At 71.8% G+C, this 11,628-nt stretch carries 7 protein-coding genes; 5 read left to right on the top strand and 2 right to left on the bottom strand.

Annotation, left to right across the window (positions count from 1 at the left end; all coding sequences use genetic code 11):
• Positions 1 to 83: 83 nt before the first annotated feature.
• Positions 84 to 692, bottom strand: coding sequence for a response regulator transcription factor (locus tag QOL88_RS36385; RefSeq protein WP_097222465.1), 609 nt, complete (start codon positions 690 to 692; stop codon positions 84 to 86).
• Between the two features lie 314 nt (positions 693 to 1,006).
• Here QOL88_RS36385 and QOL88_RS36380 point away from each other — a divergent pair, with 314 nt between their 5' ends.
• Positions 1,007 to 3,163 (top strand): SpoIIE family protein phosphatase, encoded by a 2,157-nt coding sequence (locus tag QOL88_RS36380; protein WP_097223346.1) that lies wholly within the window; start codon positions 1,007 to 1,009, stop codon positions 3,161 to 3,163.
• A 112-nt stretch (positions 3,164 to 3,275) separates the two neighbouring features.
• Here QOL88_RS36380 and QOL88_RS36375 read toward each other — a convergent pair whose 3' ends face one another.
• A complete protein-coding gene (locus QOL88_RS36375; protein WP_097222464.1) occupies positions 3,276 to 4,679 on the bottom strand; it encodes a S1 family peptidase in 1,404 nt (467 codons plus the stop codon).
• Between the two features lie 740 nt (positions 4,680 to 5,419).
• Between QOL88_RS36375 and QOL88_RS36370 the strand changes: the two genes are divergently transcribed.
• The 4 genes from QOL88_RS36370 to QOL88_RS36355 all read left to right on the top strand — a co-directional run bounded on the left by QOL88_RS36370 (position 5,420) and on the right by QOL88_RS36355 (position 11,628).
• Entirely contained in the window at positions 5,420 to 5,635 is a 216-nt protein-coding gene (locus QOL88_RS36370) for a type A2 lantipeptide (RefSeq protein WP_097222463.1), read from the top strand.
• Positions 5,636 to 5,772: 137 nt separating this feature from the next.
• Positions 5,773 to 6,579: a biotin/lipoyl-containing protein gene (locus QOL88_RS36365; RefSeq protein WP_097222462.1), complete on the top strand. Its 807-nt coding sequence runs from the start codon at positions 5,773 to 5,775 to the stop codon at positions 6,577 to 6,579.
• Positions 6,576 to 8,801, top strand: coding sequence for an NHLP family bacteriocin export ABC transporter peptidase/permease/ATPase subunit (locus QOL88_RS36360; RefSeq protein ID WP_097222461.1), 2,226 nt, complete (start codon positions 6,576 to 6,578; stop codon positions 8,799 to 8,801). The genes QOL88_RS36365 and QOL88_RS36360 overlap by 4 nt, the downstream gene beginning before the upstream one ends.
• 1 nt (position 8,802) lies before the next feature.
• Complete coding sequence (locus tag QOL88_RS36355; RefSeq protein ID WP_097222460.1) at positions 8,803 to 11,628, top strand: NHLP bacteriocin export ABC transporter permease/ATPase subunit; 2,826 nt, start codon at positions 8,803 to 8,805, stop codon at positions 11,626 to 11,628.

Below are 11,628 nucleotides of genomic sequence, written 5' to 3'. Positions count from 1 at the left end.
GCGGTCATGAGGAGCTGATGCGGTCCTCCGCGCTGTACCGGGACCTCGTGGGGAGCTGGACTCCCGCACCGGCCCGGCGCGGGTCAGAGCCAGCCCTGGCCCTGGGAGATGCGTATCGCGTCGATGCGGTTGCGGGCCCCGGTCTTGCGGGTGATGGCCGCCATGTAGTTGCGCACCGTCCCGTGGGACAGGTGCAGGCTCCCGGCGATCTCCGCGATGGAGGCTCCCTCGGCCGCGAGGGATAACACGCTCAGTTCTCTGCGGGTCAGCGGCATCTCCGCCGCCTGGAGGAACCCGAAGCCCAGCGAGTCGTTGACGAAACGTTCCCCCTCGGCAACGCGACGGATCCCGCGCAGCAGATTCTGCGGGGATCCCTCCTTGTCCACGTAGCCGAGCACCCCCGCCTCGGCCGCCCGCTTCAGCAGGCCCGGCCGGTTCGCGCTGGCGAGCACGAGTAATCGGGGGCGCACGCGATCCGGGCCCGGCCGGCACAGTTCGCCCAGCGGTGGGATGCCGTAGGAGTCCGCGCACTCCAGGTCCGCCGCGCACACGTCCGGCCGAACCGACCGCACCGCACCCGGCGCGCCGCGCCACGACGTGTCGTGCACCGCCAGGTCGGTCTCCCGCCGCAGCCACTCCGCCAGCACCGACCGCACCAGACACTCGTCGTGCACCAGAAGCACCCGAATCACTGCCACCCCCCGCTCGACCTACGCCCCCTCGTCTGTTGAGCGCGTGCCCCATTGTTCGTGACCGTGACCCAGCGTGGGCGCGGAGAACCGGCCATCAGGGTGCGCGGGGGCGCACGCCCAGCGCCCGTACGCCCGGCCACGCTTCGACTACCGGCGCATGGGTCGGGGCAGTCGGGGTAAGCAGGCGCTCCCGCCGGGGCCGAAGCGCGTGTAACCGACGGTAACCGGGTCCGTGGCGAAACCGCTCGTCGTGCGGGACCGGCCGTCAGGGGGGAGATTTGTTCCTGGACCCGGTCGCGCGGCCGTGCGAGGAGGTGGTCGGCGTGTCCGACGGACAGTCGTCCGCGCAGGCGCCGGCCGCCGCCAGGACGCCGGTCGGCCGTCCCCTGCTCTCCCTGGCGCTGGCCTCGATGATGGACGAGGTGCACGCCCACTCCGGCGCGGTGTACCTGATGGCACCGGACCAGCCGGTGCTGGAGATGGCCGTGATGGCCGGTCTGCCCCGGGCGTTCGCGGCGCCCTGGGAGCGGGTGGGCCTGAGCGCCCCGATCCCGGTCGCCGACGCGGCGCGCGAGCGGCGGCTGGTGTGGATCGGCGGCGAGGAGGAGATGGCCCGCCACTATCCGCGGATCGCCGTGGTGCTGCCCTACCCGTTCGCCCTGGCCGCGGTGCCGGTCGCCACCGAGTCCACCGTGTACGGCGCGGTCTTCGTGACCTGGCCGGGAGCGCATCCGGCGCAGATGTCCGACCACGAACGCGAGCACCTGACCGCGGCCTGCGGCCGGCTGGCGGTCCGGCTGGAGCGGGCCGCCGAGCACAGCATCCCGCCGCACCCCGAGACGGATCTGCTCGCCTCCCCCCTGGTCGGCGGGATGGCCGGCACGCTGGGCACGGTCGAGGCGGCCCGGATGGTGAGCCGGCTGCCGTACGGACTGGTCTCACTGGACCTGCACGGACGCGTCGGCTTCGTCAACGCTGCGGCGGGTGAGCTGCTGAACGTCCCCGTCAGCCGGCTGCTCGGCACCCAGCTGTGGGCGTCGGTGCCCTGGCTCAACGACCCGGTGTACGAAGACCGTTACCGGGCCGCGCTGCTGAGCCAGCACGTCACCTCCTTCGTGGCGCTGCGCCCGCCCGGTGAATGGCTGTCGTTCCGGCTGTACCCGAGCACGACGGGCCTCAGTGTCCGCATCACCAGATCCCGGGCCGTGTCCCGGATGAATCGCACGGCACCGCCGCCCGACGGGACGCCGTCCCGCCTGGTCACCATCTCGCAGGTGCTGGACCTGGCCGGAGCGCTGACCGAGGCCGTGGGGGTGCAGGACGTGGTGCAGCTGGTCGCGGACGAGATCGCCCCGGCGGTGGGCAGCCAGGCCCTCGTCGTGCTGGGCTCGCGGGCGAACCGGCTCCAGGTGCTGGGACATCGCGGGTACCGGGACCCGCACGTGGTGGAACGGTTCGACGGTATGCCCCTGACCGAGCCGACACCCGGCACCCAGGTGCTCCGCACGGGCGTGCCCGCGTTCTTCGAGTCGCAGGAGCAGCTGGAGCGCCTGTACCCGGCGCGGCTCGCGACCCCCGACGGGTTCGCGGCCTGGGCCTTCCTGCCGTTGATCGCCCAGGGCCGTCCGGTGGGGACCTGTGTGCTCTCCTACGCCGAGCCCCACCCCTTCCCGACGGAGGAGCGGGCGGTGATGACCAGCATGGCCAGCCTGATCGCCCAGGCGCTGGAGCGGGCCCTGCTCTACGACGCCAAGCACCGGCTCGCGCACGGCCTCCAGGAGGCGCTGCTGCCGCACTCCCTGCCGTCGCTGCCCGGCATCGAGGCGGTCGGCCGCTATGTGCCGGCCACTCAGGGCATGGACATCGGCGGCGACTTCTACGACCTGGTCGGCGCCCAGGGGACCGCGGCGGCGGTGATCGGGGACGTCCAGGGCCACAATGTGACGGCGGCCGGGCTGATGGGGCAGGTCCGCACCGCGGTACGCGCGTACACGACCGTGGGGCAGGCGCCCGAGGAAGTCATGCGCAGCACCAACCGGCTGCTGCTCGACCTGGGGGCCGATCTCTTCGCCAGCTGCCTGTACCTGCGGCTCGACCCGGAGCACGGGCGGGCCGTGATGTCCCGGGCCGGGCACCCCCCGCCGCTGCTGAGACGGCCGGACGGCAAGGTGCGCGTCCTCGACCTGGCGGGCGGTCCGCTGCTGGGCATCGACGCCTCGGCGGTGTATCCGACGACGGAGGTCGCCCTGCCTCCTGGTTCGCTGCTCGTCCTCTACACCGACGGGCTGGTCGAGTCGCCCGGCACGGACTTCGAGGAGGCCCTCGCGGATCTGGGCCGGCGCCTGGCCGACGCCGGGGACCTGCCGCTGGACGAACTGGCCGACAGCCTCGTCCACCAGGGGCGGCACCACACGGACGGGGAGGAACGGCTCGACGACATCGCCCTGTTGCTGATCAGGGCGCTCGGATAGCCCGCCCCGGGCACAGCGCCGCGGACACGCCGATGGCCGGCCCGGTCCCGCCAGGAAGGGGGCGGGACCGGGCCGGCGGCGTCGGACCGGCTACCGACGGCTTGAGGAGGGGTCAGCGGGACTCGGTCAGACCGGAGTTGTCCTCGACGCCCTGACCCGCGTCCTGACCGGCGCCGGCACCCGCACCGGCTCCGGCACCCGCTTCGTCACCACCGGCCTGCTCATCGGCACCCGCGCCGGCTTCTTCACCGGCCCCGGCTCCCTGGCCGGCACCGGCCTCGTCGCCGGCCCCGGCCTCCTCGCCCGCACCGGCACCGGCCTCGTCGCCCGCACCGGCTTCCTCGCCCGCGCCCGCACCGGCCTCGTCACCGGCACCGGCACCGCCGCCCGCGGCACCGCCCGCGCCGAGGGTCGCGCCGACCGCCTCCAGGGCGGTGGTCACCGGCTGGAAGAACGTCTCACCGCCGGCCGTGCAGTCGCCGCTGCCGCCGGAGGTCAGGCCGATGGCGAGACCGTCCTGGGTGAACAGCGATCCGCCGCTGTCGCCGGGTTCGGCGCAGACGTCGGTCTGGATGAGGCCGGTGACCGTGCCCTCGGGGTAGTTCACCGTGGCGTCGAGGCCGAGGACCTGGCCGTCGTTGAGCCCGGTGGTGCTGCCCATCCGGAAGACCTGCTGGCCGACGGTCGCCTCGGCGGCCTCGGTGATCGGGACGGTCTGGTTGCCGGTGTTGACCTCGCTGGGCGCCTCGGTCGCCGGGTCGTCGTACTTCACGAGTGCGAAGTCGCCGTTGCCGGGGAAGGTCGCCTGGTCGACCGTGGCGATCGGCTGGCCGCCCTGGCTGTCGGACCACTCGTTGCCGCCGAGGGTGCAGTGACCGGCGGTCAGGAAGGCCGGGGAGCCGTCGCCCGCGGTGACGTTGAACCCGAGGGAGCAGCGTGAGCCGCCGGCGAAGATGGCGTCGCCTCCGGAGACGAACGGCTTGAAGGTGCCGGAGGACTTCTTGACGGTGGCCATGTCGGAGCCGAGCTCCTTCACGGTGCTCTCCAGTCTGTCCCACTTGGCACCGGTCACGGTGCTGTCCGCGGTCACCAGGAGCTTGTTGGTGCGCGGGTCGATCGACCACGAGGTGCCCGCGATGGTCGCCTCGGACTTGAGCGTCGACGCCCCGTCCTGAAGCTCCGACCAACTGTTCTCCACCTCGCGGACCTTCGCGCCGGCCGCCTTCGCCCGCACGATCACGTTGTTGTCGTCGCCCGGTACGACGTTGACGACGAGTTGCTGGCTGTCGCCGTCGTAGTAGGAGCCGCCGAACGCCTCACCGAGGAGCCCGGAGAGCTGCGAGGCGAGATCCGAGGCGTCGCCCGCCTTCAGGGTCTTCGGCGCGGCCGCCGCGTCGCCGGACGAACCGTCCTGCGAGGCATTGGCGTTGGGGAGCAGGATCGCGGCCGCGCCGAGCGCCACCACGCTGCCCGCCGCTATCGCGGCCTTGCGCTTCGGAATTCGCTTGTGACTCAAACTTCTCTCCTCCTGGGGAACGGAGTAGGTGCCGCCGTTCGGCAGCTTGGGGGGCGCCTGGATGGCTGTTGGTACGCACGGGCCGCACGGGGCGTTCAATTCCGATTGCAAGTGATCCGTTCGCATCGCGGAATCAGCCAACTCCCGCCGACCGCACGGCGACCGCTCGGTCCCGACCGCCCTGTTCACATGGCCCGCTCCGGCAGGCCCGACCCGGGCGGACGACGGAGAGCCATGGCCGGATGACGGCGTTTCAGCAACGGGCGCCGCTCCGGCCTGGCGGAACGCAACGCTCCGTATCCGGTCGGGAACGGTCTGTCGCAATCACGGAGTGGAATCCCGGCTTCAGCGAATCTGCACATCGAATGCTCAACCCGGTCACCGAAAGGAGGGTTATCCACACCCTGGCCGCGTCGGTCACGCCTTTGGGGCGGGAGTGCCGGATTCGCCGCCCCGCCGAGCAAGGGCCCGGATGCGCCGAAGCCGTGCGACATGTGAAGAACTCGCCGCCAAGCGGTGCGCAGACCTGCACGGATCGGTGCCACTGGGGCGCAAGTTCCCTGGTGAGAGGGCGGTTGATTGGAAGCGCGGACCCGCAGCGTGCTTTGATCCATCGCACCGCGGGGGCCGCTCAGGGCATTCGGAAACGGATGCCCGGTGCTCGCGGTCGCGGCCGTCATCTGTCCCCAGAGGGGGCCGCTCCCCCCTTGTGAGATATCCATATGAAGGGAAGTTCCATCATGAACTCCACCCCCCAGGTTGAGACCGTCGAGATCGCCGACGCCGAGCTCGACGCCGTCTCCGGTGGCCTCGCCGTGAACGCCGTGAACACCGTCACCGACACGGTCGACAGCATCGCTCCGGTCTCCGGCCTGGTGAACACGGTCGTCGGCACCGTCGAGGGCGCCACCGGCCTGAACACGGCCCCGGTCACCAACCTGGTCGCCGGTCTCTGATCGAGCCCTTGTGCCGTTGAGACCCGGAACCGCAGCCGGCGGTTCCGGGTTCTTCGGGTTCCGCATGCACCTCTTGCACGGTCGCCGACACCTTCGCCACGGCCGTGAGTACCTCTTCTACGGGTGAGGGAAGTTCCTTGCAGTTCCGCCAACAGGCCCTCGCCAAGCTCCAGTCACCGGAGGAACTCGACCTCCCGGTGCGCTTCGCCCGGCCGCAGGGCTGGCTCGTGCTCTCGGTGACGGTGGTCGCGATGGCCGCCGCCTCGGTGTGGGCGGTGACCGGCTCGGTGACCTCCACCGTCAGCGCACCCGCCATCATCACGCACGGGCAGGGCAGCTACCTCCTGCAGAGCCCCGTCGCGGGCCAGGTCACGGCGGTGCTGGCCAAGCAGGGCCAGCAGGTGCCCGCGGGCTCCCCCGTCCTCAAGGTCCGCACGGCCAAGGGCGACGCGGTCGTCCGCACCCTCGACGCGGGCCGCGTCTCCGCGCTCGCCGCGACCGTCGGGCAGATCATCCAGACCGGCGCGAACGTCGCCGCCGTCGAGAAGGTCGCCCGCACGAAGGACCCGCTCTACGCGACCGTGTACGTCCCCGCCGAGAACGCCGCCTCGATCCCCGACGACGCCGCCGTGGACCTGACCGTGCAGTCGGTGCCGACGCAGGAGTACGGCGTCCTGCGCGGCCATGTGAAGTCGGTGGACCGCTCGGCCCAGTCCCCGCAGCAGATCGCCGCGTTCCTCGGGGACAGCCAGCTGGGCGAGCAGTTCACGAAGAAGGGCAGGCCGGTGGCCGTGACGGTCCGGCTGGACACGTCCTCCGCCACGAAGAGCGGCTACCGGTGGTCGTCCGCGGACGGGCCCCCGTTCAAGCTGACCTCCATGACGCTGGCCTCCGGTTCGATCCGGCTGGCCGACCAGCACCCCGTCGACTGGCTGCTGCCATGAGCGCGACCGCACAGGAGCCCCGGAGCAGGCGCCGCGCCGCCCCGCCGAAGCGCAAGGTGCCCAAGGCCCGGGCCAAGACCGTCCGCACACCCACCGTGCTCCAGATGGAAGCCGTCGAGTGCGGCGCCGCATCCCTGGCCATGGTGCTCGGCCACTACGGCAAGCACGTCCCGCTGGAGGAACTGCGCATCGCCTGCGGGGTCTCCCGCGACGGCTCGCGCGCCAGCAACCTCCTGAAGGCGGCCCGCTCCTACGGTCTGACGGCCAAGGGCATGCAGATGGACCTGGCCGCCCTCACCGAGGTGAAGTCACCGGCCATCCTGTTCTGGGAGTTCAACCACTACGTCGTCTACGACGGCATGGGCCGGCGTTTCGGCCGCCGCGGCGTCTACATCAACGACCCCGGCAAGGGCCGCCGGTTCGTCCCCATGGAGGACTTCGACGGCAGCTTCACCGGTGTCGTCCTCGTGATGGAACCCGGCGAGGACTTCGCCCGGGGCGGCCGCAAGCCCGGTGTCCTGGGCGCGATGCCCGCCCGGCTGCGCGGCACGGCGGGCACGATGCCCGCCGCCGTTCTGGCGAGCCTGCTGCTGGTGGCGGTCGGCGCCGCGGTTCCCGCGCTGAGCCGCACCTACATCGACGAGTTCCTGATCGGCAACCAGACCTCGCTGCTCGGCGTGCTGTTCACGTCGATGGCGGCGTGCGTGCTGCTCACCGTGGTCCTGACCTGGCTCCAGCAGGCCAACCTGCTGCGCGGCCGCATCATCTCCTCCACGCTCTCCAGCGCCCGCTTCCTGCGGCATCTGCTGCGGCTGCCGGTGACGTTCTTCTCCCAGCGCAGCCCGGCCGACCTGGTGCAGCGCCTGCAGTCCAACGACGCGGTGTCCGAGACCCTGTCCCGCGACCTCGCCGCGGCGGGCGTGGACGCGATCGTGGTCGTCCTGTACGCGGTGCTGCTCTACACCTACGACCCGCAGCTGACGTTCGTCGGCATCGGCGTGGCCCTGCTGAACATCGTCGCCATGCGGGTCGTCATCCGGCTGCGGGCGACCCGCACGGCGAAGCTGCGCGCGGACACGGCACGCCTGACCAACACCGCCTACACCGGCCTCCAGCTCATCGAGACGATGAAGGCGACCGGCGGCGAGGACGGCTACTTCCGCAAGTGGGCCGGGCAGCATGCCACGACCCTGGAGGAGCAGCAGCGGCTCGGCGTGCCGAGTGCCTGGCTGGGGGTGGTCGCGCCGACGCTCGCCACCCTCAACAGCGCGCTGATCCTGTGGATCGGCGGCATGCGGGCGGTCGAGGGGCACATCTCGGTCGGTCTGCTGGTCGCCTTCCAGGCCCTGGTCACCCGGTTCACGGCCCCGCTGACCCGGCTGAACGGCGTCGCCGGCCGCATCCAGGACTTCGCGGCGGACGTGGCCCGGCTGAAGGACGTGGAGAACTTCAAGGCCGACCCGCTCTACGGCCGCCCCGGCTCCGGCGAGTCCACCCGCCGCCTCCAGGGCCATGTCGAACTGGAGAACATCACGTTCGGCTACAGCCCGCTCGACAAGCCCCTGCTCACCGGCTTCGACCTGACGGTCGGACCGGGGCAGCAGGTCGCGCTGGTCGGCGGCTCGGGCAGCGGCAAGTCCACGGTGTCCCGGATGATCTCCGGGCTGTACGCGCCGTGGGAGGGCGTGATCCGCATCGACGGGCAGCGCATCGACGACATCCCGCGGGGGGCGCTGGCCGCCTCGGTCTCCTTCGTCGACCAGGACGTGTTCCTCTTCGAGGGCACCGTCCGCGACAACGTGGCGCTGTGGGACCCGTCGATCCCCGACGAGGCGGTGGAGGACGCGCTGCGCGACGCCGCCCTGTACGACGTGATCACGCGCCGCCCGGGCGGCATCCACAGCAAGGTGGAGCAGGACGGCCGCAACTTCTCCGGCGGGCAGCGCCAGCGCCTGGAGATCGCCCGGGCGCTGGTGCGCCGGCCGAGCATCCTGGTGCTCGACGAGGTGACGAGCGCGCTGGACGCGGAGACCGAGCAGGTCGTGATGGACAACCTGCGCCGGCGCGGCTGCGCCTGTGTGGTGATCGCACACCGGCTGAGCACGGTGCGCGACAGCGACGAGATCGTCGTCCTGCAGCACGGCACGATCGTGGAGCGGGGACGGCACGAGGACCTGGTGGCCCGCGGCGGCGCGTACGCGGCACTGGTCAGGGAGCGGTGAGATGACGGCCGTTCACGAAGGGCACGACGGCGACCTGGTGCTGGGCGCCTTCGGGCAGATGGGTTCGCGCATCGACTGCGCCGGGTTCAACCGCCTCGACCTCGAGGGCCCGCAGGTGCTGTGGCTGGTCGCCTCCGGCGCCGTGGATCTGTTCGCGGTCGACGCCGGGCAGCAGGGCCACTGGCACCATCTGGGCCGGCTGGAGGCGGGCTCGCTGGTGCTCGGCCCGGTGCCGGGCCCGCAGCACACCCTGGTGGCCCGGCCGCTGCGGGACTGCGTGGTGCACCGCATCGGCCTGCGCGAGCTGTACCAGCCCGCCAACACGGCGACCTGGTCGTACGACGAGTACGGCAACCCGCAGTACGTGCCGCCGACGACGAGTCCGCTGGAGTACGCGCTGGCCCTCGGGGTCGGCCGCAGCCTGTCGATCCTCTTCCAGGCGCCGATGGCCACCGAGCGGGCCGCGGCGCCCACGGACGACGACGTGTTCTGGATGCAGGTGCCGCCGGGCAGCGTGCAGTACGGCTCGCTGTACGGCGCGGAGGCCGCGGCCGACCTGCTGATGGACCCCGCGCTGTGGCAGTCCATGGTCGACCAGCAGTACCGGCTGCTGACCACGCTGGACCGCTGGATCGAGCAGCTGGAGCGCACCCACGAGACGCGCACCGCCGAGGGCATCAAGGCCGGTGAGGCGGTGCGCGCCCAGGCCGACCAGACGCTGCTCGCCTCCATCGGCAAGCGCTCCTCGAAGCGCACGACCGCGGCCGACGCGGACGCCACGTACGCGGCCTGCAAGCTGGTCGGGCAGGCGGCCGGGATCCGTATCACCGAGCCGACCCAGAAGGGCACCGGCGGCGACCGTCTCGACCCGGTCGAGCAGGTCGCCCTGGCCTCCCGGGTGCGCACCCGGGCCGTACGGCTCGACGGCCGCTGGTGGCGGGACAACGTGGGGCCGCTGGTCGGTCAGCGGGCCCTGTCGGGTGCGCCGGTGGCGCTGCTGTGGCGGCGCGGCGGCTATGTCGCGGTGCATCCGTCGACCGGCCGTGAGACGCCGATCGAGAAGGCCAACGCCGAGGAGTTCGAGCCGCGCGCGGTGATGTTCTACCGTCCGCTGCCGGAGCGGGGGCTCAGTCCGCTGAGGCTGCTGCGGTTCTGCGTGCAGGGCATGCGCGGCGACCTGACGGGTCTGCTGCTCAGCGGTCTGGTGACGGTGGCGATCGGCGCGCTCGTGCCCATCGCGACCGGCAAGGTGCTGGGCGAGTTCGTGCCGAAGGCGCAGACCGGGCTGATCGTGCAGGTGTGCCTCGCGGTGATGCTGAGCAGTGTGGTGGCGGCGGCCTTCATGCTGTTGCAGAACCTCACGATCCTGCGGCTGGAGGGCCGGATCGAGGCGACGCTCCAGCCGGCGGTGTGGGACCGGCTGCTGAGACTGCCGACGAAGTTCTTCACCGAGCGCTCCACGGGCGAACTGGCCAGTGCGGCCATGGGCATCAGCTCGATCCGCCGGCTGCTGGCGGGGGTCGGGCCGACGGTCGCCCAGTCGGTGACGGTCGGCGCGATGAACCTGGGGCTGCTGCTCTGGTACAGCGTGCCGATGGCGATGGCCGCGATCGGCATGCTCGTCGTCATCGCCGCCGTGTTCCTGGGGCTCGGTTTGTGGCAGGTGCGCTGGCAGCGGCGTCTCGTGGTGCTCTCCAACAAGCTGAACAACCAGGCGTTCCAGACGCTGCGGGGTCTGCCCAAGCTGCGGGTGGCCGCCGCCGAGAACTACGCGTACGCCGCGTGGGCGTCGGAGTTCGCGCGCAGCCGGGAGCTCCAGCAAAAGGTCGGGCGCATCAAGAACCTCACGACGGTGCTGGGCGCGGTGTACCTGCCGCTGTGCACGCTGCTGATGTTCATGCTGCTGGCCGGCCCGGCCCGGGGGTCGATGTCGGCGGCGGCGTTCCTCACCTTCAACACCTCGGTGACGATGGTGCTGACCTCCGTCACGCAGCTGACGGGCTCCTTCGTCTCGGCGGTGGCCGCCCTGCCGCTGTTCGAGGAGATCAAGCCGGTGCTCGACGCGACGCCGGAGGTGCGCACGGCGAGCACCCGGCCGGGTCCGCTGACCGGGGCGATCGAAGCGCGGCGGGTGTCCTTCCGCTACTCGGACGACGGTCCGCTGGTCCTGGACGACGTGTCGTTCGATGTGCGGCCGGGCGAGTTCGTCGCGGTCGTCGGGCCGAGCGGCTGCGGAAAGTCGACGCTGCTGCGGCTGCTGATCGGCTTCGACCGGCCCGTGTCGGGCAGCGTGCTCTACGACGGGCAGGACCTGGCGGCCCTCGACCAGTCGGCGGTGCGCCGCCAGTGCGGTGTGGTGCTCCAGAACGCGCAGCCGTTCACCGGTTCGATCCTGGACGTCATCTGCGGCACCGAGCCGTACACGCCGGAGGAGGCGATGGCGGCGGCCGAGATGGCCGGTCTCGCCGAGGACATCAAGCGGATGCCGATGGGGCTGCACACCATCGTCGCGGGCAGCGGAGCCGTCTCCGGCGGCCAGCGCCAGCGGCTGATGATCGCCCAGGCGCTCATCCGGCGGCCGCGCATCCTCTTCTTCGACGAGGCGACCAGCGCGCTCGACAACGAGACGCAGCGCACGGTCATCGAGAGCACCAAGGCCCTCAACGCCACCCGGATCGTCATCGCGCACCGGCTGTCGACCGTGCTGGACGCCGACCGGGTCGTGGTGATGGAGGAGGGCAAGGTCATCCAGCAGGGACCGCCGGCCCAGCTGCTCGCCGACACCGGAGGCCGGCTGCACGAGCTGGTGCGGCGTCAGATGGCGTGA

It is taken from the genome of Streptomyces sp. Ag82_O1-12, assembly GCF_900182715.1.
In the GTDB taxonomy this organism is placed as follows: domain Bacteria; phylum Actinomycetota; class Actinomycetes; order Streptomycetales; family Streptomycetaceae; genus Streptomyces; species Streptomyces massasporeus.
The sequence above is the reverse complement of the archived record's forward strand: the minus strand, read 5'-3'. Positions and strand labels throughout refer to the sequence as shown.

Coding starts and splice junctions, on each gene's coding strand:
- QOL88_RS36370 (WP_097222463.1), top strand. CDS start 5,420: ATGAACTCCACCCCCCAGGTTGAGACCGTCGAGATCGCCGACGCCGAG.
- QOL88_RS36360 (WP_097222461.1), top strand. CDS start 6,576: ATGAGCGCGACCGCACAGGAGCCCCGGAGCAGGCGCCGCGCCGCCCCG.
- QOL88_RS36355 (WP_097222460.1), top strand. CDS start 8,803: ATGACGGCCGTTCACGAAGGGCACGACGGCGACCTGGTGCTGGGCGCC.